This window comes from Streptomyces sp. NBC_00076 (assembly GCF_045041235.1).
GTDB lineage: Bacteria > Actinomycetota > Actinomycetes > Streptomycetales > Streptomycetaceae > Streptomyces.
Map to the genome: position 1 here is coordinate 6,592,689 of NZ_CP108242.1, position 21,421 is coordinate 6,614,109.

A 21,421-nucleotide genomic window follows, 5' to 3' on the forward strand; every position below is an offset into this window, starting at 1 on the left:
CGTGAGACTCACGGGGCCAGAAGGTCTTCCGTCAGCTTGACGTCGCCAGGGCCGAGAGGATCTGTTCGGTCCTGGGAAAAGTGGGGAATGAGGAATTCGACAAGGCGCTGGGCTGCGTCAGCGCGCTTGCGGAGCAAAGGTAGAGATCGCCATGGCCAGTGCACGAATCGATCTCTCAAGATGCGCCCGGCCCGGTGGAAGCGCACGATGATTCAAGGGCAATCATCAGTGAGTCGAACTGCGAGGTGGAGCTATGTGCTGGACTCCTCCAGCCAAAGGTGTTCCTACCGGCACATCTATGCTTGCCTCATGGGCCACAGCGGCCCCCGCCCTCACCCAGGTCGACATTCAAATTTAATCTCCCTCAGCTGAGTTGGCAACCCGTTCAAGGAAGCTGCCCGGCGACATCAGCCTCACTCAGGCCAAGGAGATCGTCGAAGCGAAGGGCTACCACCCGTATGAGCAGGGCGATGAAGGCGGCTGGGTAAATTACACTCTCCGCGTCCTCTCTGTGGACTGGGGTAATGCTGTGCCACTCGAACCGATCCCAAAGGGCGACTGGTCGCGCGCTGTGAGGGTCCAAATTAAAGAGTCACCTGAGTAGAGAAGACGTCTGCCCACGGAGGTATGGACCATGCGACGTCTAGTTGCGACGGCTGCCCTTGCAGTCCCTCTCGCCTTGGCAGGAACTACCGCCACCGCGGCGTCACCTGGGAACTTCCAGACAGCTACCCGCACGCCGCCTACCGCAGTGCAAGCCGGAACCGCCACCACGCAAAAATCGGTCCAGATCACCGAGCAGCCACAACAGGAAGCGTCGGCCCTCAATGATCTCCTTGATCGCAGTGCTGAACAACGCCGGAGAGTTGCCGCACTCACGGGACAGGTCAGCAGGTGCGAGAGTCTCTCCTCGGCCAGTCAAGAGCTCCAAGACCTGGCCACAGACCGGCAGGATCTCGTTGACGAGCTGGATCAGATGGACATCTCGGACCTACCCGGTAGCCAGACGCTGACCGTTGACCTTGAAGACGCGTTGGATGCATCACGCGATTCTGACCGCAACTACGCCGACTGGGCCGACGAGGCCGGCGACGCCGGATGCCCGAGGGGAGGCCCAGCTCCGCATACCGCCGCCTACCGAGCCGCTCAGTCCACCGACCAGTTGGCCACCGAAAGCAAGGAAGATTTTGTGGACCTATGGAATCCGATAGCCTCCAGCTACGGGTTTCCTGAGCGCAGCGCGCGCGAGATTTAACCGGCCCGTACGTGAAAAATGGCACGGTTAGTCAGAGTCGGGCCCTCAAGAGCGGCGCCTGTGGGAGTTACGTTATAGGCGCGGCGAAACTTGGTGCGATGGAGTGTTTCATGAGAAGGCGAATAGTCATCGCTGCAACGCTAGCAGTCCCCCTTGTGTTTGCAGGCGGCACCGCCACTGCGACACCCGAAAGCCACTTGCCTGCGCGGGGCGCCTCGATAGCTATGTCGCTGCCCGGCAGTGCTGTGGGGCATGGGAGCGTCGATGTCTGCAACTACACAAAGCTGCGCCCCAACCTGCGTCTCGATTCTTCAGGGTCAGCGGTGCAGCAAGCTCAGTGTTATCTGAACAATTCCATGACAGACACAAACTTGGCGGAAGACGGCGACTTCGGATCACAGACGGACGCGGCGGTGAGGCAGTTCCAGCAGTGCGCCGGCATTGTTGTGGACGGACTCATCGGGTCCCAGACATGGTCGTTCCTCGTCTTCTGGGCCAACTCGAACACGTCTGTCTGCTGATCGGCAGAACGGGGCTGAAAACGGCGGCGGCCCAACCGTTCGCTGAATCGACGCCCTTGCGGGCGATGCGCTTGCCGCGTATCCACTTAGAGGTCGCGCGGATAGGTGCGGTTGGGGACCCCGGCAACAGAACGGGCACAGGTCCTGGTGATCATGGAGTTGCGACGCTCTGTGACCACTGAGGAGACCTGTGCCCGCGTTGCCATCATGGCTCACCGAACCGCTCTGGGACCAATTCGTAGCTCTGCTGCCCGAGCGGCCGGAGTTCCATCCGGACCATCCACTCGGCTGTCACCGCCGGCGCATCAGTGACCGGAGCATCTTCGACAAGATGCTGCAGCTGCTGCGCTTCGGCTGCTCCTACGAGGCGATCGCCGACACGACCTGCTCGGCCACCACGATCCGCAGCCGCCGCGATGAGTGGATACAACTCGGCGTGTTCGCCCAGATCAAGCAGATCGCGCTGGACTCCTACGACCGGATCGTCGGCCTCGTCCTCGATCAGATCGCCGTGGACGGATCCATCACCAAGGCGCCCGGAGGCGGCGAGGTGGCCGGTCGCTCACCGGTCGACCGCGGCAAACAGGGCCTGAAACGCTCGGGCATGACGGACGGGTACGGCATTCCACTGGGTCGTGTCCTGGCCGGTGCCAACCGCCACGACTCCCCGTTGCTCGCCCCGACCCTGGATCGTCTGAACGACCTGGGGCCGTTACCCGACAACATCACCGTGCACCTGGACGCCGGCTACGACTCGGACAGGACCCGCGCACTGCTCAACGAACGCGGCCTGCACGGACGCATCGCGCACAAGGGGGAGAAGGCGCCCATCCAGGCCAGTCGGCGTTGGCATGTCGAACGCACCCACGCCTGGCAGAACGCCTTCTACCGGCTCGCCCGCTGCTACGAGCGGCGCACCACCGTCATCGACGCCTTCTTCGACCTCGCCGACACGATCATCACCGTGCGCAGTCTGATCCGGCAGGCATGGACCACACACCGCTGGGACACCCGTCCTCGACGCCGCCCATGACTGATCACCAGGGCACGGGCGTTCCGTCCCACGAGAAGAAGCCACCGGTGGGGCCGTCGTCCGGCAGCAGGGCCAGGCGGAGGGCACCCTGCGCGGCCTCGGCCGGGTCGCCGCCGGCAGCGGCGGCCCGGGGGTTGAGATCAGTGGCCCGCAAGCCGGGGGCGAGCGCGTTGACCTTGAAGCCGTCCTCGGCCAGCGTCTGGGCGTAGAGGACGGTGAGGGCGTTGAGGGCGGCCTTGGACGACCGGTAGGCGCCGCCGCCGCTTCCCGGGGTGAACTGGGGGTTGGGGGTGGTGCTCCAGGTCAGCGACGCGGTGCCACTGGAGATGTTGACTATGCGCGGGCGCGGGGACCGGCGCAGGGCGGGCAGGAAAGCATTGGTCACCGCCACTACCCCGAACACATTGGTCTCGTATGTGCGCCGGTACTCCTCGACGCCGGTGTGGGTCGGCGGGGCGAGTGACGGCGAGATGCCGGCGTTGTTGACCAGCACGTCCAAGCGGTCCATCTGAGCCGCGGCCTGTGCGACGCCGTCGGGATCTGTCACGTCGAGGACCAGCAGACGGGCCCCGGCTCCGATCTCCTCGACGGCCCGCTGCCCGCGCCCGGGGTCACGGGAGCCCACGTACACGGTGAGGCCCTCGGCGGCGAGCAGCCGGGCGATATGCTTGCCGATGCCCTTGTTGGCACCAGTGACCAGAGCTGTGCGTTCGTTCATGGCAGCCACACTTCCCTGGTCGCGGGTGCCCTGCCAGGGACAGCCTGTACCAGGCAGTGGGAGGAGGCGACATGGCGCGGCAGGAGCTGGCCCACTACCTGCGGGACCGCCGGGCGGCCCTGCGTCCGCACGAGATCGGCCTGGCCGCGACGGGCACCGACCGCCGCACACCGGGTCTGCGCCGCGAAGAGGTGGCGGAGCTCGCCCACATGTCGGTCGACTACTACACGCGGCTGGAGCAGGCCCGGGGGCCGCGGCCATCGGCCCGGATCCTGGACGCGCTGGCCCGCGCGCTGCGGCTCACGCCGGCCGAGCGCAGCCATCTGTTCCGCCTGGCGGGTTCGAGCGCGCCGCCTGGCATCAGCGCCGTGCGGCGGGTGCGCCCGCACGTGGCCCGGATGCTGGAGCGGCTGCCGGAGACCGGTGCCGTCGTCACTGACGCGGCGTACGACGTCGTCGCCTGGAACCCCCTGGCCCGGGCACTGCTCGGCACCGACCTTGGAGGCGGGACGACGAACCTGGCCCGACGCCGCTTCCTGGGCCAGGGGCGGACGTGCGAGAGCTCCAGCGCCGAGGAATTCGGGCACATCGTGGTGGCGCGACTGCGCCGGGCCGCGGACCGCTACCCGCATGACCCGCACCTGGCCGCGCTGCTGGCCGAACTGCACGCCGGCAGTGAGGAGTTCCGGCAGATCTGGGAGACACGTCCGGTCCATGCTCCCGGGCATCGCACCAAGACCCTGAACCATCCGGAGGCCGGTGCGCTGCGGTTGAACTGCGACGTCCTGCTCGTGCCCGAGGATGACCAGGAGGTTGTCCTGATGACGGCCGACCCAGGATCACCTGCCGTGCGGGCCCTGCGCAGGCTGGCCACGCAGGCGACCTGAAACGAAGGATACGCACAGGTCTCGCCAACGGTCACAGAGCGTCGCAACTCAATATTCACTCGGGCCTGCGCCCACCTTGATGCCGAGGCTTTCCACGCCGCCTATCTGCGCGCGCTCTTAGTAGCTCGGGGATGACGTAGGCATCGTCGACATGCAGGCGTGGGGCTTGAAGTAGCGCCCGTTTATGGGGGTTGTGCCCCTGTTTGGCGGCCATCGACTATGGGCTTCAGCCTGTCGTGGACGTTCTTGGCGGAGACAGCGATGACCCCAGGGGGGTGTCCGTTCGCGTCCGACAGGACGTGCATTCGGAACCCGGCTTGCCCCTCTCCACGAGGCTCCGCCCGAACGCCTCATCCCAACGGCAGCTCCGCGAGCATGACGGCATAGACCGGGGAGTCCGGGAAGGGTTGGCGGTCCCCGACCTTCTGGAAGCCCCAGGACTCGTACATGGCCTGGACCCGCGGGTGTTCAAGGTCGACCAGCAGGACTACCAAGTCCTCGTCCCGGCCCTCCAGGAGCGCCCGGGTCACCAGCTCCGCCGTCCCGGTCTTGCGCCATGTCGTGCGGACTGCCAGTTCGGAGAACGAGAAGGTCCGGTGCCTCTCCGGAGCGGGCTTCACGTGCTCCCGCCACCACTCCCGCTTCGGGGTGGCTGGAGCCCCGTAGGCGAAGGCCACCGGCTCGCCTCCGTCGAAGGCGATCACGCAGGTGAAGTCCGGGTTACCGCCCCAATGATCCACGAACCAGGGGAAGCGCTGGTTGAACTCGTCATCCATCGCATCGGCGTAGGCGTCGGAGTGCACGTCGATCAGGGCCTGGCGGATCTGCGGGAGGTCGTCGTGGGTGAAGCGACGAACGTCCAGGTCGGTGGCGCTCAAGCTCGCCTCCATTCGGTTCGGTAGCGGTCTCCCCACTCTTGTGCGACCGTCGCGTCCGGCGCAAGAGTGATCAAGTCCCGGTAGTAGTCGCCCAGGAGGGAACGCATCCGGCCGGGAATCGGAGAGCCGTTCATCAGCTCGAAGACGCTGGAGGCCGTGGAGCAGGCCTGGTCGATGTCCCGCTGGTGGAGCTGGGCCAGGGCGAGCCGTGCAGTGGCCAGGGCCCGGTTTCTGCGGAACTGCCCGGGGATCGTCCCGAGGGCTTTGTGGGAGGCCGCCTCAGCCTCGGCGGAGTCCCCGATCCGGTCCCGGACGATCGCGGTCATGGCGGTCAGCTCAGCCGGCCCGTAGAAGGCGATCCAGCTCGGACGGGGCTGGTCCGGGTCCGCCTTGCCCAGAGCCTCCTGGGCGTGCCCCAGGGAACGGATGGCGGCCTGGCGGTCGCCGAGGTTCGAGTGGCCGATGGCCGTGCGGGCGTGGGCCAGGGAAGCGAAGAGGGGGTCCCGCTTGGTGATCGAGGCGGATTGGGCGGCCCAGGCGGAGTCGACAGCCTTCACGTGCTCCCCGCGCTGGTGGGCCAGCATCGCGTAGGAGTTCCAGACCCTCAGCTCCGCCACGGGGTCCTGACCCATCCCGGCCAGGTACAGAGCCTTGCTCAGCAGGGTGTACGCGCGGTTCGGCTGACGGGCGTCCAGGGCGCTCCAGGCGGCCGTGGCGGTGTAGTCGGCGGCCACCGAGAACAGCCGGAGCCGGACTCGTTGGGTAGCCCCGAGCTTCTGCTTCTGCAGGGCCTCGGCGGCTCCGGCCAACGCGGCCTGCTCCAGGCCCTCGTGACCTCCCCTGGTGTCGTCCAGGGCCATCAGGGAGTCCAGGCCACTGCGAAGCCGGATGACGTCGGAGGTGCCCACCCGGGGAGGGGCGCCGACGAAGGGGACCGCGACGGAGGCCGTCGTGCCGCTGGCGGCTGTGAGGAAGTTCCTGCGCCTCACGGAGTCCTCCGCAGGGGACGAGGGGTGTCGTTGTCTCGCCGGTGGCGGGCTGAAGCCCAGTTCCTCGGCGGTACAGCCGAATACTGCCTCTAACGCCTTGCGCTGCCTGGGGTGGGGCCACCTCGTTTTTCCGGTCAGCCAGTTGCGGACGGTGCGGTCGCTGACCGTGCCTTCGTGCCCGGCACAGATCAGGTGAGTGTTCACCTTGTCGGTCAACTCGACCTGGGTGAGCCCGCTCTCCCGCATGGCGCTGTTGAGGCTTTCGTTCCCCTCCACATACCCACGGTAGTGACTGAGTCCCCGTCAGTGAGCGCGGCGCAGGAAATTTCCGGTCGGGGCGGATGTGGAGCGGGCGGGTTTTTCCTGCCTTCGGACGGTCCGGCGCCGTTCACTCGGGTGAGGCCAGATCGCACCACACCCCCGAGGTCCTGATGACTGTGATGGCAACGCCACGCCCCACGGGGCACCCCGGATACTCCGAGACGCTCGATCGTGTGCCCGAGAGCGCGGCCGTCGCTCGCAGGCTCGTCCGTACGGCCCTGACCGCTTGGGGCCTGGAGGACCTGATCGAGGACGCCACCCTGGTCATCACCGAGTTGGTCTCCAACGCCGTGGACCACGGCTGCCTCCCCTCGATCCGCGTGATCGTCTCCCGCCCCATCGAGAACGGGGTCCGCCTCGGCGTCGTCGACCGCTCGAAGGTCATCCCGAGGTTGCGGACCGACTCCAACGGCGACCAGATCCGGGGCCGTGGTCTCCTCTTGGTCGACGCCGTCACGGAGCGCTGGGGCACCGACCTGTACCGCTGGGGCAAGCAGGTCTGGGGGGAGCTGGAGCGCGAGCCGGCCCAGTTCCCCGAGCAGCAGGAACCGCACCCCCGCCGACTGGGTCCTAGCGCAACCCCAGTGACCCGCTGACCTCGCGGGCCAACGCCACCGAGTAGCTCTGCCCCCGGTCCTGGGGGTAGATCTGGGCCATCGTCACCAGCGTGACGCGGCTCATCGGGGTCTCGTGGGGCGGGATCAGGGCGCGGTACTCGGGGGTCACCACCGGCTGGGCGAAGCCTGCCTTCGAGAAATGCCAGTCCTTGATCCAGGACTCGTCGAAGTCCGGGTTCACACGGCGCAGGTAGGGCAGGAACTTCGCCAGCAGTTCGGCCGGTTCGGTGGTGAAACGCCAGTCCTCGCGCTCGACGTAGTTGCCGACGTAGAGGATGTGCCGGCCGCCGTACACGGACGGGTCGATCATGCGGGTGTGTTCGACCACCGCGAGGAACGGGAAGCCCGGCTCGTTGATGTTGAGCCAGTAGTACGGGATCACGCTGCGGTCCAGCTCCAGCACGAAGCAGGTCGCGCCCAGGTACTGGTTCTTCCACGCCGTGTGGTCGGCGGGCAGTCCGGCCGCCTTGGCGAAGGCGGGCTGCGGCGTGGTCACGATCAGCCGCTCGAACTCGTACGTCGAGCCGTCCGCGCAGGTCACCACGGCGGGCGCGGCGTCGTCCTCGGCGTCCTGTCGGATCGACTCCACCGCCTTGCCGAACTCGACCTTTCCGCCACGCTCCTCGATCCCGTCCCGCAGCGCCGTGTACACCCGCTCGAACCCGCCGTCCACATAGCCGAGTTCGAACGTCCGGCAGTGGATCCGGGCCCACAGCCAGGCCATCGACACCCGTTCGGCTCGGTCTCCGAACTTGCCCCGCAGCAGCGGCTCCCAGATCGCCGCGGTGGCCTTCTTGCCGGCCCAGCGGCGCAACCAGGCGAGAGCGGTCAGGTCGTTGAAACGCTCTCCGCCCCGGACCGCCTTCAGCAGCGCCGACGAACCGGCGAAGCGGACCGCGTCCACCGGGGAGAACTCCGGGAAGCGCAGCATGTCCAACGGGGTGGTGAAGTCGATGAGTTCGCCGCCCCGGTAGATGCCCGTGGTCGGCTTGTGGAAGCGCAGCGCGTCCCCGAGCCCCAGCTCCTCGATCAGGGCGATCATCGCCTTGTCGCTGCGGAAGATGTGGTGGTAGTAGCGCTCCAGCGGGACCCCGCCCACCTCCAACGAGGCCGCCAGACCGCCCAGTTCGGAGGCCGCCTCCAGCAGGGTCACCTGGTGGCCCGCCCGTACGGCGTCCCAGGCGGCGGTCAGGCCCGTGGCACCCGCGCCGATGATGCCGAGGTTCATGCGAAACTCCATTTTTTGTTGAGCACGAACTGGAGCGCCAGGACCAGCGGCAGTGAACCCGCCTTGACCAGGTTGGCGTCGATCCCCAGCCCGTCGGTGAAGACGAGGAAGAGCAGGTACGTCAGGGCGATGCCGGTCAGACCCACGGCGTAGAAGCGCAGGAAGCGCAGGACGATCCGGTCGCGCCGCTCGAAGGTGAACCGGGCGTTCAGGACGAAGTTGTTGGCGATGCCGAGGGTCGTGCTGAGCACGTTGGCGAGCTGCTCGTCCATCCCGGCGAGGTTGTGCAGCAGCAGGAACACCACGAGGTCCAGGGCGACCCCGCTGCCGCCGATCAGGGTGTACCGGACCAGCTGGCGCAGGGTCCGCGGCGCGGGCGCGGTCGCCGGTGGTGCCGCGGTCTCAGCGGTCATCGTCACCGCCCCGCCCGTCCCCGTCGGCGCGGAGCACCTCGCGCACCAGGTACAGCGGCCGCCCCTGAGCCTCGCTGTAGATGCGCCCTATGTACGCGCCGATCACACCCAGCGACAGCATCTGCGTGCCGCCCAGGAAGAGCACGACACACATCAGCATCGTCCAGCCGGACACCGTGATGTCGGGCCGGAAGAACTTCATGGCCAGCGCGTAGACGATCCCGACCAGGGAGAGTGCCAGCACCACGAAGCCCAGCCGCGTGATCATCTTCAGGGGGGCCGTGGAGAAGCTGGTGACGCCGTCGACCGCTAGGCGGGCCATCTTGCGCAGCGGGTACTTCGTCTCGCCCGCGAACCGTTCGTCGCGGTCGAAGGACACCTCCCGCTGCCGGTAGCCCATCGAGGCGACGATGCCGCGCACGAAGCGGCTGCGTTCGCGGTACCTGCGCAGCTCGTCGGCGACCTTGCGGTCCAGCAGCCTGAAGTCCCCGGTGTCCAGCGGGATGTCCACGTCGGTGGAGGCGCGCAGGACGCGGTAGTAGGCGTGCGCGGTGGCACGCTTGAACGCGCTGTCCTGCCGGCTGCGGCGGCGCGCGTGCACGATGTCGGCACCCTCGCGCCAGGCGTCGACCAGCTCCAGGCTGACCTTCGGCGGGTCCTGGAGGTCGGTGTCCATCACGATCACCGCGTCGCCCTCGGCGTGGTCGAGGCCCGCGGTGATGGCGATCTGGTGCCCGAAGTTACGGGCGAAGTCGACGACCCGGACCCGCGGATCCTGCTCGGCGAGGTCCTTGAGGATCGCGAGCGAGCCGTCGGTGGAGCCGTCGTTGACGTACACCAGCTCCGCGTCGAGTTCCGGGCGGGTGGCGAGGGCGGCGGCCAGCTCGGCGTGGAAGGCCGCGATGCCGTCCTGCTCGTTGTAGACCGGGAGGACGTACGAGATGAGCGGCCGCCGCGCGGGCCCCGGCTCCACCGCCGTGAGGACGACGGGTGCCGGGGCGGGCGGTCGTATGTCCTGCTGGGTCATATCGACCCGGCCGAGGAATCGAACGGGATTGACCCGAAAACTGTCTGACGCATTGGGGGAAGCTATGGAGCCTTTGTGAACCCCGGCCGAACAGATTCCGTCCGGCAGTCGACTTCCCTGTTTCTCTTCGCTCCCGGTGTTATCGGAAGGATCAATTCCGAGGAGTGGCGAGCGAAGTGGACAACAGATTCAGGTTGATCCGCTCAGCGGCGTACGGCCTTCTTCAGGGCCCGCGCCCGCCGCACCACCCGCCGTGCCGTGGCGTTGCGGGGCAGGAACGCCAGCCGCTTCGGGACACCGCCCGGCAGCCCCAGCGCGGTAAGCCGCTTGCGCTTGAAATAGCGCCGGGTACGCGGCCTGAAGCGCTTCGAGAGATAGTTTTCCGCGGCCGGCCGCAGGGACGGGTAGATCTTCGGCTGCATGCTGAAACCGACCGCGGTGACCAGGCCTCCCAGTTCGTCGGCCGGGACCGCGTCCTCGCCCTGCCCGTCCTCCAGGTCCGGCAGTACGGCGTCGGCCAGCAGAGCGGGCACCCGGTTGCTGTTCTGGTAGGGCGTGAGCCGCTCCAGCAGCGGCTCGGTGCCGATGCGGGCGACCGGCAGGTCGTAGAACGTGGCCGCGGTGAACAGCGCGGTGGAGAAGCAGCCGACGACCAGCGCGGGCCGGGCCTTCTCGAACAGCACCTCGGCCAGAACGGGCGTGTCCAGGACGGTGAGGTCCACCCCGAGCTTCTCGGCCTCGGTCTCCAGGGCGCGGCTGTAGCGGGCCGGTGCGGTGGGATGCGGCTTGAAGACGACGGACCGGTGCCCGCGCCGCACCGCCCCGCGCATCATCCGCACATGCAGGTCCTCCTCCTCGGCGGGGGAGAGTATGTTCAGCGCGGACAGGTACTGGCCAAGCAGCAGCGCGGCGTCGTCCGGCGGGACCGGCAACTCGTCCACGGAGGCCGTGAGTTCGCCCATCACCTTCAGGAAGGCGTCCGTCGGCACCAGGTGCGCGGGCACGTCGAACTCGGTCAGCAGCATCGGCGTCAGGCCCGGCACCAGGTCCAGGTGCAGCAGCCGGCGCACCCGGGTGCCGACCAGCGGGTCGAGCTTGTTGCGGGTCGGTCCGTAGCTCATCAGGCCGTCGGCGTAGACGTCGACGGGGGCGTCGGTGAACAGCTGTGCCACCGCGAGGGCCGGGGTGACCTGGATGGACTCCAGGACCAGCTCGACCCGGTCGTCGCCCAGCCCCCACAGCAGCCGCAGATAGCGCTCCAACAGCGGGACGTCGTCGGGGCGCGGGGACCAGGCCCCCGGGTGGAAGGGGCGGATGGCCTCGTTCCACGACAGCACCTCGTCGAAGTGCCTGCGCAGCGGCTCGAAGCCCGGCATGGTGTCGAGCGCCGGCGTGGTCTCCGGGGTGGTGGAGTTGTTGAAGACCAGCAGCACCCGGCGGTCCGGCTCCGCGAACAGGTCGGAGTCGATCGCGGCGGCCAGGGTGGCGGCCCCGTACAGGGTCGAGGCGCAGAGGATCTGGGTGGTGCCACGAGGGCTGGTACGGGGCATCAGGCGGCCGCCTTCGCTGTGGTGACCCGGCGCCGCAGCCGCCGCAGTGTGGAGGAGCGGCGCATGTCCATGGTCTCGAGTACGTCACCGAGCGCGTCCTGCGGCATGCGCTGTATCGCCGCCGCGCTCATCGCCCGCAGCTGCTTGGCCACGGCCGGTTCCCACTTGGACTCGTCGGACAGATGGTGGGCGATGATCGCGCAGTAGGTGCGCACCGCCTTCGGCAGCAGCCGGTCGGCGTCCGGGTCGCCGGCCGTCTCCTCGATCACCTGGTCGAAGGCGCGGATGAAGTCGAGCTGGCGGGCATCGCCGATCTGGGTCAGCGACGAGGCGACCCCACGCCGGTAGAACACGCCCAGCAGGCTCACCACCGCGAACGACTCCGCCTCGCGGTGCAGCTTCCAGATCCACGGCCGGTCCTCGGCCGTACGCAGGCCGTCGGTGAAGTGCAACAGGCCCCTGTCCAGCAGGCGACGGTGGTAGGCGCCGGCCCAGGCGAAGGCGTAGTCCACGGAGGTGGTGCGGTCGGCGGGCAGGATCGCCTCGCGCGGGTTCAGTACCTCGTAACGGCGGCCGACCGGGGCCCGGTGCACGGTCCGGGCGCGGGCGGTGGCCTGCACATGGTCGGTGCGGACGAAGTCGACGTCCAGCTCCTCGATGGTCGACACCAGTTCGGAGAGGTAGCCGGGGGCCAGCCAGTCGTCCCCGTCCAGGAACGTCAGGTACTCGCCCTGTGCCGCGTCCAGGCCGGTGTTGCGCGCGGTGGCGAGCCCCCCGTTCTCGTCGTGGCGGACGAGACGCACCTGGGCGACGTCCGACAACTCATCGGCCGCCCGTTCGAGAATGGCCGGGGTCTCGTCCTTGGATTTGTCGTCGACCAGCACGAACTCGAAGTCCGGCCGGGCGTTCAGTCGGAGGCTTCTGAGGGTGTCCGGGGCGAATTGCTGCACGTTGTAGAACGGCACGATCACGGAAAGCTTTGGCACCTGCAAAACCCTAGGAGGCTGCCCGGCTGCGGAACTTTCCGGTGCGCGTACAGGGGGTGAACTCAATGTGTCGGAACGGTGCATCCAGAGCGCTTTCCGCTCCTCGGCGGGCCAGTTCGGCTTCCGGTGGGCTGTTGTTAACTTTTCGTTGAGTCGCGGTTGGGCCGGACCTAGAAATTGCTTCCTAGCGTCTTAGTCGTGCCGTCAAGTACAACGAACCCCCCGAGAATCGCCGTCCTCGCGGACTCGGACACCCGCTGGAAATGGGGTGCGCTGACCGCGGACCGCATCGCTCCCGATCCGTCCATGGAAACCGCACCGCGCGAGGACGCGCAAGTCCGCCCCGCGCTGAGCGGATTCCTGCTGCGCGGACGCGCCACGCCCACCCCCCGTCAGCTGGAGGAAGTGGGGGTGCGCGCCGAGTCCCTGCGGGAGGTGACGGCCGTCGAGTTCCTGCGCGCCATGGCCGAGGAGCCGTACGACCTCGTCGTGCTCGCCCTCGTCGGCGGCGGGGTGCAGGCGATGCTGCACGGACTCAAGCGTGTGTGGGAGGACCGTGAGAAGCGGCCCGTCGTCGTCACCGGCTATGTCGGCGTCGTCTACGAGAAGCTCGCCGACGGCCTGCTGCTGCGCCACGGCGCCGACCTGGTCCTCGCCAACTCCCGCCAGGACGCGGAGCGTTTCCGCGCCGTGTACGAGGGGGTGGGCGCCGACGCCTCCGCGGTGACCGAGGTGGCGCTGCCGTTCCTCGGCGGAGCCGCGTACGAGGGCGCACACGACACCCCGGCCCTTCCCGAACCGTCCGCGGAGCAGGGGCGCAGGCCCTACACCGTGGTGTTCGCCGTGCAGCCGTCCGTGCCGGACAGCCGCCGGGACCGCACGTACCTGCTGAAACGGCTGATCCAGCACGCCCGGCTGCACCCCGAGCGCGAGGTGCTGCTCAAGCTGCGCTCCAGGCCGGGCGAACACACCACGCACATCGAGGAGCAGCCCTACCAGAAGCTGGTCCAGCGGCTCGATCCGCCGGCCAACTTCCGCCTGGTGTACGGGAACATGGGCGAGGTCCTCGACCGGACCGACCTGCTGGTCACCATCAGCTCGACGGCCGCGCTGGAGTCCCTGCACCGGCGCATCCCGACGGTCGTCCTCACCGACCTGGGCGTGCGCGAGGTCCTCGGCAACCACCACTTCGTCGGCTCCGGGTGCCTCGCCTCCTGGGACCAGCTGGACGCCGGGCACCGTCCGGCGCCCGACGAGGAGTGGGTGGCCCGGCAGGGCGTCGCCGCGGACGGCTCGTACGCGACCGCCTTCGACGCGGCCCGCGAACGCATCGCCAAGCTGCTCGGCCGCCCCGGCGGCCTCGCGCCCCTGAACCCGTACTACACACCGGCGACCGCCCCCGGCTATCTGCCCGGCATCCTCGCCCGCCACCACCTCGGCCCCGACGGCAGCCCGCTGCCCGGCGCCCCCGCCGCCGACAAGGACCCCGGCCCGGTCCGGCAGATCGTGCGCCGGGCGGCGCGCGGCGCCTACCGGCACGGCGTGCAGCGGGTCGCGCCCGTCATCCGGCGGATGGGCGAACTGTGACCTCTCTCCAAGGAGTAGACCCCATGTCCAACCCGGCAGCGGGCCCAGGCGCTTCGGTGCGCCGGGTGCTCGCGGTGATCCCCGCGCGCGGCGGCTCCAAGGGCGTGCCCGCGAAGAACCTCGCCCCCGTCGGCGGCGTCCCGCTGGTGGCGCGGGCGGTGCGCGAGTGCCGGGCCACCCGGCTGGTGACGGACGTCGTGGTGTCCACCGACGACCAGGCCATCGCGGCCGCGGCCCGCCAGGCCGGCGCGGAGGTCGTGCTGCGGCCCGCCGCCATCGCCGGCGACCTGGCGACCTCCGAGGCCGCGGTCCTGCACGCCATGGACGCCCACGAGGCCCTGCACGGGGCGCCCGTCGACGCCGTCCTGCTCGTCCAGTGCACCAGCCCCTTCATCCTCCGTGAGGACATCGACGGGGTGGCCGGCGCGGTCGTCGAGAACGGCGCCGACACCGCGGTGACCGTGGCGCCCTTCCACGGCTTCATCTGGCGGGACGCGGAAGACGGCGTCAACTCCGCTGACGACACCGGCGGTTACGGCGTCAACCACGACAAGTCCTTCCGCCCCCGCCGCCAGGACCGCCCCCAGGACCTCCTGGAGACCGGCGCCGCCTACGCGATGGAGGCGACGGGCTTCCGCAAGCACCAGCACCGCTTCTTCGGCCACACGGAACTCGTCCGCACGGACCCGGCCCGTGTGCTGGAGATCGACGACCCGCACGAGCTGGCCCGCGCCCGCGCGCTGGCCCCCCTCTTCGACGCGAACCGCCCCGGTTCGCTGCCGACCGCCGACGACATCGACGCGGTCGTACTGGACTTCGACGGCACCCAGACCGACGACCGGGTGCTGATCGACGCCGATGGAAAGGAGTTCGTCTCCGTGCACCGCGGAGACGGCCTCGGCATCGCCGCCCTGCGCAGAAGCGGTCTCGGCATGCTGATCCTCTCCACGGAGCAGAACCCGGTCGTCGCCGCCCGGGCCCGGAAGCTCAAGATCCCGGTCCTGCACGGCATCGACCGCAAGGACCTCGCACTGAAGCAGTGGTGCGAGGAGCAGGGCATCGCGCCTGAGCGCGTGCTCTACGTCGGCAACGACGTCAACGACCTCCCGTGCTTCGCCCTCGTGGGCTGGCCCGTGGCGGTCGCGAGCGCCCACGACGTCGTGCGCGGCGCCGCACGCGCGGTCACCACCGTCCCCGGTGGCGACGGCGCGATCCGAGAGATCGCCAGCTGGATCCTCGGCCCCTCTCTCGACTCCCTCAACAAGTAAGGAACGTCCCCATGAGCACCAACTCCCGTCTGCGCACCTTCGGTTCGAAGACCGCCGGCCCGGGCCACCCCGTCTACGTCGTCGGCGAGATCGGCATCAACCACAACGGCGAGCTCGAGAACGCCTTCAAGCTGATCGACGCCGCCGCCGACGCCGGCTGCGACGCCGTCAAGTTCCAGAAGCGCACCCCGGAGATCTGCACCCCGCGCGACCAGTGGGACATCGAGCGCGACACCCCCTGGGGCCGCATGACCTACATCGACTACCGCCACCGGGTGGAGTTCGGCGAGGACGAGTACCGCCAGATCGACGAGTACGCCAAGAGCAAGAACATCGCCTGGTTCGCCTCCCCGTGGGACAACGAGGCCGTCGCCTTCCTGGAGAAGTTCGACGTCCCCGCCCACAAGGTCGCCTCCGCCTCGCTGACCGACGACGAGCTGCTGCGCGAGCTCCGCGCCACCGGCCGCACGGTCATCCTCTCCACCGGCATGTCGACGCCGAAGCAGATCCGCCACGCGGTCGAGGTCCTCGGCAGCGACAACATCCTGCTCTGCCACGCCACGTCGACCTACCCGGCCAAGGCCGAGGAGCTCAACCTCCGCGTGATCAACACCCTCCAGGCCGAGTACCCCAACGTCCCGATCGGCTACTCCGGCCACGAGACGGGCCTGCAGACCACCCTCGCGGCGGTCGCCCTCGGCGCCACCTTCGTAGAGCGCCACATCACCCTGGACCGCGCCATGTGGGGCTCCGACCAGGCCGCCTCCGTCGAGCCGCAGGGCCTCACCCGCCTGGTGCGCGACATCCGCACCATCGAGGCATCCCTCGGTGACGGCGTCAAGAAGGTCTACGAGTCCGAGCTCGGCCCGATGAAGAAGCTGCGCCGCGTCTCCGGCGTCGTCGCCGAGGCGGAGATCGCGGCGGCGGCGGGCGAGCCGGTCTCGGTCTGATCCCCACCCCTTGAGAACCACCCTCTGAGAAGCACCCTCTGAGAACCGCCGCAGAGGCACCTCAGAGAAGCACCTCAGACAAGCAACCCCCTGAGAATCACTCACGACGGGACGGTCGTCCGTAGATGAGCCCCCGCGCCGGGTCCGCCGGCCCCCGCACTCTCGCCTTCGTGGAGAGTCCGGTACAGCTGCTGAACGTGCTGGAGTGGGCGCACGAGCACGCGCTCGCGCGGGAACACGAGCACGCGCCCGGCGCGGGGCTCACCCTCGTCGTCCTGTCCCCGATGGACCCCATGACCCGCGGCCAGCTGCGCCGCATGGCCGAACTCGCCCGCGATGGCGGTCACGCGGTCCGCTGGGAGGAGGCGCGGGGCGGCCCGATGGCCCCGTTCCAGACAGTCGGCGGCCTGACCAAAATGCTCCGGCGGGCCGACCGGATCGTCCTGGGGGACCCCTTCTCCCGCTACGTACAACTGCTGCTGACCATCACCCGGGCCCGCGACCTGGTCGTGGTCGACGACGGCACGGCGACCATGGAGTTCGTCGCCCAGCTGGCCAGCGGTGAGCGTCTGGTGCGCTGGCATCGCAAGGGCGGCCGCCCCGGACCCCGGGACCTGGTCTTCGCGCCGGTGTCCTCCGTGGCCCGCAGGCGGCTGACGCCCAGCGAGAAGCGCCGGGTGGAGATCTTCTCCTCCATGCCGATGGCAGATCCCCCGGCCGGTGTCACGGTCACCGCGAACACCTTCGCCTGGACCCGCGCCCGCTTCGGCCCGCCCCGCATCACCAAGGGCGCGGACATGGTCGGCACCTCCCTGGTGGAGACGGGAGTCGTCGACGCGGACCGTTACCTGTCGGCGGTCCAGAACCTGGCCAAGGCCCACGGGGCGACCCGCTACTTCGCCCACCGCCGCGAGAGCACCGAGAAACTCCACCGGCTGGCCGTGGAGTCGGGGCTGGAGATCGTCCGCCCGGACCTCCCGCTGGAGCTGATCGCCCGCCGCGGCCCGGTCGGCCGGACGATCCTCAGCTTCCCCTCGACCGTCGTCCACACCCTCCCGTTGGCCCTGTCCGGCACGGAGGTACGGGTCGCGGTCTGCGACATCGACCCCGCATGGCTCACCGAGAACGCCTCACCGCGCGCCCAGGGGTTCCTGTCCGGGGTCACGGGAACGGCCCGGGACGTGCACCGGCTGTCGGCGGTCACGGCAGCCACGGCGGTCACCGCGGTCTGAGCGCCCCTGGAGCTTCCGCAGGCACGTTGACTCCGCCACCGTTCTCCGGGTTCCTCCACCACCGTTCCAACGGCTCCTCCGCAGCCCTTTCACCGGCTCCGCCGCCGCGCTCTCCCGCGCCTGCGCCGCCGCTCCTCCGGCTCCTACGCCGGCTTCCTCGCCAGGAGGAAGGCGCGCGGCCGGGTCTCGTCCTCCTCCGGCTCACGCAGCACCCGGGCCTGGATACGCAGGCCGGCCCTGGTGAGGTGACCCGCCACGGTTTCCGGTGTGCGCCAGTAGCAGTCGAGCGAGACCGCCTGGCCGAAGCGCTCGGAGAGGCGCGACCGGTCGTCCTCGTCCCCGGACTGGAAGGCGAGCAGAACATGCCCACCGGGCTCCAGGACACGGTGGAACCCGGCGAACGTCTCCGTGAGGTACTCGTCGGGGACGTGGATGATCGAGTACAGGGCGGCGATCCCGCCGAGGGAGCCGTCCGGCAGGTCGAGGGACGTCAGGGACCCCACGTGGAACCGCAGCCCGGGGTGGGACCGGCGGGCCAGCTCCACCGTCCGGGGCGAGACGTCGACCCCGAAGACCGGCACACCGAGGGCGTGCAGCCGGGCGGTGACATACCCGGGCCCGCTGCCGAGGTCGGCCACCGGCGCGGTTCCCCCGGCCCGCACCAGCTCGGCGAACGCGGTGAGCAGCCCGCGCTCCAGCGGTCTGTCGCCCAGACCGTCGGGATGGCGCTCGCGGTAGGGGCCGGCGATGGCGTCGTACGAGCTTCGAGCGGCCGCTATGAACTCCGGATCCTGTGCACTCACGCTGCCGCACCCTAGCGGCGCGCCGACAGCGCCACCCCCCTCTTCGGAGGAGCGGTGGTGGAGTGTGGTCTCGTACACACTGCCTCTCGGCGGGACGAGCCGCCATATCTACCTGAAACGACCGTTTGAACTGGGGTTTTCCCGAGGTGAAGGGGGTGAGATCAGCCCTTCCCGGCGACCACCCCCGCCCGTCCGACAGGTGAACAGACCGGTCTCATTCCCGTCAGGCGTGGTATCCGTGAAGAGAGGGATGGATGCCGTACGGCAGCCGCTCGGCCGGAAATCCGGCGAGTGTACCCATCCCGAACGGTACATATGCGTCCGGCGATCAGATTTTCTTCCCCTAAGGGGCTGAACTTTGTTGATCGAGGGTCAGTCGACCGGTCGGGCGTCCTACCCTTCAGAGGGTGAAGCAATTGATGCCGCTAGAGTCCGAGGTCGATCTTCCCGGGGAAGCACTGCTTCCCGGAGCGCTTCCCGAGGCGCTCCGTGCCGAGCTCGTCGCGTTCCGTCGCGACCTGCACATGCACCCCGAGCTCGGCAACCAGGAGTTCCGCACGACCGCGGCGATCAAGGAGCGGCTCGAGCGCGCCGGCCTGGAACCGCGGGTGCTCGCCGTCGGGACCGGGCTCGTGTGTGACATCGGCGAGTCGGACGGGGGCACGCCCATGCTCGCCCTCCGCGCCGACATCGACGGCCTGCCCATCCCGGACATGAAGACGGAGTGCGCGTACCGCTCCACCGTGCCGGACCGCGCCCACGCCTGCGGCCACGACGTGCACACGACCGTCGTGCTCGGCGCCGGCCTGGTGCTCGCCGAGCTGAACCGGCAGGGCCTGCTGCCCCGGCCGGTGCGGCTGATCTTCCAGCCCGCCGAAGAGGTGCTGCCCGGCGGCGCCGCCGACGCCATCGACTGCGGGGTGCTCGAAGGTGTCGGGCGGATGATCGCGGTGCACTGCGACCCCCGCGTCGACGCCGGGCGGATCGGGTTGCGCGAGGGCGCCATCACCTCCGCCTGTGACCGGCTGGAGATCGCCCTCGACGGTCCCGGCGGCCACACCGCCCGCCCCCATCTGACGACCGACCTCGTCACGGCCGCCGCCCGGGTCGTCACCGACGTGCCCGCGCTGGTCGGCCGCCGCGTCGACACCCGTGCGGGACTGGCCGTCACCTGGGGCCGGATCGAGTCGGGCCACGCCCCGAACGTCATCCCCCAGCACGCCGAGCTCTCCGGGACCGTGCGCTGCCTGGACATCGACGCCTGGCGGCAGGCACCCGACATCGTGGTCGCCGCGATCGACGAGGTCGCCAACCTGCACCGGGCCAAGTCGGAGATCAACTACATCCGAGGCGTCCCGCCCGTGGTCAACGACTCCGAGGCGACCGCGCTCCTCCGCGACGCCATGACGGCCCGCCGGGGTGCCGACTCCGTCGAGAGCACCGAGCAGAGCCTCGGCGGCGAGGACTTCTCCTGGTACCTCCAGCACGTCCCCGGCGCGATGGCCCGCCTCGGTGTCCGCACCCCCGGCGAGCGCACCGTGCGTGACCTCCACCAGGGCGACTTCGACGCCGACGAGTCGGCGATCACGGTGGGCGTGGAACTGTTCACGGCGGCGGCTCTGCTGGACGCGGCCGAGCGTTGACGCGGCGGGAGTGCCGGGCGGACGGCCCTTTCGAGGGCCGCCGTCCCGCCGTCCGCAACAGGGTCGTAAGCCAATCGTGAACTGCCCGCAACGTACGGTGCGGAGCCGCAAGACCCTGAGTTCAGACGCCGTTTGCCTCGATCCGATAACGGCTTTGGAAGAGGTCTTTTTCTGACATCTACGCGCGTTACGATGCCGCGAAGCCGACGCCGCAGGGGCGTCCAGGCCGAGCACTGACAAGGTGCTCACACGAAGCGCCGAATCCGGCGCTCAGGTCAGGTGTAAGGAGCCCCCCGTGCGCCGGGTAGCAAAGCTTTCCGCTGCGTGTATCGCATCCGCAGCACTCGCACTGACTGCCACTGCCTGTGGCAGCACCTCCTCCGAAAAGGCCGAGGGCAAGGGTTCCTCGGCCTCCTCCGGCGGCGACGGCGTCAAGATCGGTCTCGCCTTCGACGTCGGCGGTCGCGGTGACCGTTCCTTCAACGACTCCGCCGCGCGCGGAGCCGACAAGGCCAAGACCGAGTTCGGCGGCTCGATCAAGGAGCTGACCGCCAAGACCTCCGACACCGAGGCCGACCGCGAGCAGCGCCTGACAGACCTGGCCGACGCCGGTTACAACCCGATCGTCGGTGTCGGTTTCTCCTACGCCACGTCGATGGGCAAGATCGCCGCGAAGTACCCGAAGGTCAGCTTCGGCATCGTCGACTCGGTGGTGGACGCCAAGAACGTCGACAGCATCACCTTCACCGAGGAGCAGGGCTCCTACCTGGCCGGTGTGGCCGCGGCGCTGAAGACGAAGAAGGACCACGTCGGCTTCATCGGCGGCGTCGACACCCCGCTGATCAAGAAGTTCGAGGCGGGCTACGTCCAGGGGGTCAAGGACACCAAGTCGAAGGTCAAGGTCGACGTCCAGTACCTGACCCACGGGTCCGACCTCTCCGGCTTCTCCAGCCCCGACAAGGGCAAGGAGGCCGCGTCGGGCATGCTCGACAACGGCGCCGACGTCGTCTACGCGGCGGCCGGCTCCTCCGGCAACGGCGCGATCGAGGCCGTCTCCGGCGCCAAGGGCACCTGGGCGATAGGCGTGGACTCGGACCAGTACAACATCCCCGGTCTGGCCAAGTACAAGAACTCGATCCTGACCTCGATGGTCAAGAACGTCGACGTCGGTGTCTACGACTTCATCAAGTCCGTCAACGACAGCAAGCCGCTGACGGGCCAGAACAACTACACGCTCGCCAAGAACGGTGTCTCGCTGGCCACCAGCGGTGGCTTCATCGACGACATCAAGGCGCAGCTGGACGCGGCCAAGAAGAAGATCGTCGACGGCACCATCAAGGTCAAGACCACCCCGTGACCTGACGGTTCCCGCCGGACCGGGCTCGGCGAGGGGGCGTGCGAAAACCTCCTCGTCGGGCCATAACAATGTGTCAACTCTACGCGTGTAGCATGGAGTTGCCGCGCTAGCGTCGCCGACGCCTGCCCTCCCCTATGCAGCCCCTTTCCCCCCAGGAG

General features: G+C 69.0%; 20 protein-coding genes. 11 read left to right on the plus strand and 9 right to left on the minus strand.

Annotated elements, in window-relative coordinates:
• Positions 1-751 precede the first annotated feature (751 nt).
• From OHA64_RS30105 to OHA64_RS30115, 3 genes are all read left to right on the plus strand, one after another.
• Entirely contained in the window at positions 752-1,255 is a 504-nt protein-coding gene (locus OHA64_RS30105) for a hypothetical protein (protein WP_405618298.1), read from the plus strand.
• Between the two features lie 224 nt (positions 1,256-1,479).
• Complete coding sequence (locus OHA64_RS30110; RefSeq protein WP_405624174.1) at positions 1,480-1,776, plus strand: peptidoglycan-binding protein; 297 nt, start codon at positions 1,480-1,482, stop codon at positions 1,774-1,776.
• Between the two features lie 190 nt (positions 1,777-1,966).
• A complete protein-coding gene (locus tag OHA64_RS30115; RefSeq protein ID WP_405618300.1) occupies positions 1,967-2,809 on the plus strand; it encodes an IS5 family transposase in 843 nt (280 codons plus the stop codon).
• A gap of 4 nt (positions 2,810-2,813) precedes the next feature.
• On the opposite strand, the gene OHA64_RS30120 is transcribed toward OHA64_RS30115, so the two are convergent.
• The gene (locus OHA64_RS30120) at positions 2,814-3,527 is read right to left on the minus strand and encodes an SDR family oxidoreductase (protein ID WP_405618302.1); all 714 of its coding nucleotides are present in this window, start codon (positions 3,525-3,527) and stop codon (positions 2,814-2,816) included.
• A gap of 71 nt (positions 3,528-3,598) precedes the next feature.
• Here OHA64_RS30120 and OHA64_RS30125 point away from each other — a divergent pair, with 71 nt between their 5' ends.
• Positions 3,599-4,414, plus strand: coding sequence for a helix-turn-helix transcriptional regulator (locus tag OHA64_RS30125; protein WP_405618304.1), 816 nt, complete (start codon positions 3,599-3,601; stop codon positions 4,412-4,414).
• Between the two features lie 350 nt (positions 4,415-4,764).
• Here OHA64_RS30125 and OHA64_RS30130 read toward each other — a convergent pair whose 3' ends face one another.
• Together OHA64_RS30130 and OHA64_RS30135 are read right to left on the minus strand one after the other, a co-directional pair.
• Positions 4,765-5,304 (minus strand): GNAT family N-acetyltransferase, encoded by a 540-nt coding sequence (locus tag OHA64_RS30130; RefSeq protein ID WP_405618307.1) that lies wholly within the window; start codon positions 5,302-5,304, stop codon positions 4,765-4,767.
• A complete protein-coding gene (locus OHA64_RS30135) occupies positions 5,289-6,557 on the minus strand; it encodes an XRE family transcriptional regulator (RefSeq protein ID WP_405618309.1) in 1,269 nt (422 codons plus the stop codon). Before OHA64_RS30135 ends, OHA64_RS30130 begins: the two co-directional genes overlap by 16 nt.
• Before the next feature lie 218 nt (positions 6,558-6,775).
• Here OHA64_RS30135 and OHA64_RS30140 point away from each other — a divergent pair, with 218 nt between their 5' ends.
• On the plus strand, positions 6,776-7,198 hold the full coding sequence (locus tag OHA64_RS30140; RefSeq protein ID WP_405618311.1) for an ATP-binding protein: 423 nt from the start codon (positions 6,776-6,778) through the stop codon (positions 7,196-7,198).
• Here OHA64_RS30140 and OHA64_RS30145 read toward each other — a convergent pair.
• The 5 genes from OHA64_RS30145 to OHA64_RS30165 form a co-directional block, all read right to left on the minus strand.
• The gene (locus tag OHA64_RS30145; protein ID WP_405618313.1) at positions 7,173-8,447 is read right to left on the minus strand and encodes an NAD(P)/FAD-dependent oxidoreductase; all 1,275 of its coding nucleotides are present in this window, start codon (positions 8,445-8,447) and stop codon (positions 7,173-7,175) included. The genes OHA64_RS30140 and OHA64_RS30145 overlap by 26 nt on opposite strands.
• Positions 8,444-8,860, minus strand: coding sequence for a GtrA family protein (locus OHA64_RS30150; RefSeq protein WP_405618315.1), 417 nt, complete (start codon positions 8,858-8,860; stop codon positions 8,444-8,446). Before OHA64_RS30150 ends, OHA64_RS30145 begins: the two co-directional genes overlap by 4 nt.
• On the minus strand, positions 8,850-9,887 hold the full coding sequence (locus OHA64_RS30155) for a glycosyltransferase family 2 protein (RefSeq protein ID WP_405618317.1): 1,038 nt from the start codon (positions 9,885-9,887) through the stop codon (positions 8,850-8,852). Before OHA64_RS30155 ends, OHA64_RS30150 begins: the two co-directional genes overlap by 11 nt.
• Positions 9,888-10,090: 203 nt before the next feature.
• Positions 10,091-11,437: an alpha-2,8-polysialyltransferase family protein gene (locus OHA64_RS30160; RefSeq protein ID WP_405618319.1), complete on the minus strand. Its 1,347-nt coding sequence runs from the start codon at positions 11,435-11,437 to the stop codon at positions 10,091-10,093.
• Positions 11,437-12,423, minus strand: a complete 987-nt coding sequence (locus tag OHA64_RS30165; RefSeq protein ID WP_405618321.1) for a glycosyltransferase family 2 protein — start codon at positions 12,421-12,423, stop codon at positions 11,437-11,439. Before OHA64_RS30165 ends, OHA64_RS30160 begins: the two co-directional genes overlap by 1 nt.
• A gap of 198 nt (positions 12,424-12,621) precedes the next feature.
• Here OHA64_RS30165 and OHA64_RS30170 point away from each other — a divergent pair, with 198 nt between their 5' ends.
• The 4 genes from OHA64_RS30170 (at position 12,622) to OHA64_RS30185 (ending at position 17,460) form a co-directional block, all read left to right on the plus strand.
• The gene (locus tag OHA64_RS30170) at positions 12,622-14,010 is read left to right on the plus strand and encodes a DUF6716 putative glycosyltransferase (protein WP_405618323.1); all 1,389 of its coding nucleotides are present in this window, start codon (positions 12,622-12,624) and stop codon (positions 14,008-14,010) included.
• A gap of 23 nt (positions 14,011-14,033) precedes the next feature.
• Positions 14,034-15,278 (plus strand): cytidylyltransferase domain-containing protein, encoded by a 1,245-nt coding sequence (locus tag OHA64_RS30175; RefSeq protein WP_405618325.1) that lies wholly within the window; start codon positions 14,034-14,036, stop codon positions 15,276-15,278.
• Between the two features lie 11 nt (positions 15,279-15,289).
• Positions 15,290-16,228: an N-acetylneuraminate synthase family protein gene (locus tag OHA64_RS30180; RefSeq protein WP_405618327.1), complete on the plus strand. Its 939-nt coding sequence runs from the start codon at positions 15,290-15,292 to the stop codon at positions 16,226-16,228.
• A gap of 125 nt (positions 16,229-16,353) precedes the next feature.
• Positions 16,354-17,460 carry a hypothetical protein gene (locus tag OHA64_RS30185; protein ID WP_405618329.1) on the plus strand — a complete coding sequence of 369 codons (1,107 nt, stop codon included), beginning with the start codon at positions 16,354-16,356 and terminating at the stop codon, positions 17,458-17,460.
• 143 nt (positions 17,461-17,603) lie between these two features.
• Here OHA64_RS30185 and OHA64_RS30190 read toward each other — a convergent pair whose 3' ends face one another.
• Entirely contained in the window at positions 17,604-18,263 is a 660-nt protein-coding gene (locus OHA64_RS30190; protein WP_405618331.1) for a class I SAM-dependent DNA methyltransferase, read from the minus strand.
• A gap of 419 nt (positions 18,264-18,682) precedes the next feature.
• Between OHA64_RS30190 and OHA64_RS30195 the strand changes: the two genes are divergently transcribed.
• Positions 18,683-19,906 (plus strand): M20 family metallopeptidase, encoded by a 1,224-nt coding sequence (locus OHA64_RS30195; RefSeq protein WP_405618333.1) that lies wholly within the window; start codon positions 18,683-18,685, stop codon positions 19,904-19,906.
• Positions 19,907-20,201: 295 nt separating this feature from the next.
• Positions 20,202-21,263: a BMP family protein gene (locus tag OHA64_RS30200; RefSeq protein ID WP_405618335.1), complete on the plus strand. Its 1,062-nt coding sequence runs from the start codon at positions 20,202-20,204 to the stop codon at positions 21,261-21,263.
• The last annotated feature ends 158 nt before the right edge of the window (positions 21,264-21,421 follow it).

What these genes read in the sequence shown, in the direction of transcription:
- OHA64_RS30130 (WP_405618307.1), bottom strand. Translation starts at nt 5,304, where the DNA reads ATGGAGGCGAGCTTGAGCGCCACCGACCTGGACGTTCGTCGCTTCACC.
- OHA64_RS30175 (WP_405618325.1), top strand. Translation starts at nt 14,034, where the DNA reads ATGTCCAACCCGGCAGCGGGCCCAGGCGCTTCGGTGCGCCGGGTGCTC.
- OHA64_RS30125 (WP_405618304.1), top strand. Translation starts at nt 3,599, where the DNA reads ATGGCGCGGCAGGAGCTGGCCCACTACCTGCGGGACCGCCGGGCGGCC.
- OHA64_RS30160 (WP_405618319.1), bottom strand. Translation starts at nt 11,437, where the DNA reads ATGCCCCGTACCAGCCCTCGTGGCACCACCCAGATCCTCTGCGCCTCG.
- OHA64_RS30185 (WP_405618329.1), top strand. Translation starts at nt 16,354, where the DNA reads ATGAGCCCCCGCGCCGGGTCCGCCGGCCCCCGCACTCTCGCCTTCGTG.
- OHA64_RS30110 (WP_405624174.1), top strand. Translation starts at nt 1,480, where the DNA reads ATGTCGCTGCCCGGCAGTGCTGTGGGGCATGGGAGCGTCGATGTCTGC.
- OHA64_RS30195 (WP_405618333.1), top strand. Translation starts at nt 18,683, where the DNA reads ATGCCGCTAGAGTCCGAGGTCGATCTTCCCGGGGAAGCACTGCTTCCC.
- OHA64_RS30120 (WP_405618302.1), bottom strand. Translation starts at nt 3,527, where the DNA reads ATGAACGAACGCACAGCTCTGGTCACTGGTGCCAACAAGGGCATCGGC.
- OHA64_RS30150 (WP_405618315.1), bottom strand. Translation starts at nt 8,860, where the DNA reads ATGACCGCTGAGACCGCGGCACCACCGGCGACCGCGCCCGCGCCGCGG.
- OHA64_RS30155 (WP_405618317.1), bottom strand. Translation starts at nt 9,887, where the DNA reads ATGACCCAGCAGGACATACGACCGCCCGCCCCGGCACCCGTCGTCCTC.
- OHA64_RS30180 (WP_405618327.1), top strand. Translation starts at nt 15,290, where the DNA reads ATGAGCACCAACTCCCGTCTGCGCACCTTCGGTTCGAAGACCGCCGGC.
- OHA64_RS30145 (WP_405618313.1), bottom strand. Translation starts at nt 8,447, where the DNA reads ATGAACCTCGGCATCATCGGCGCGGGTGCCACGGGCCTGACCGCCGCC.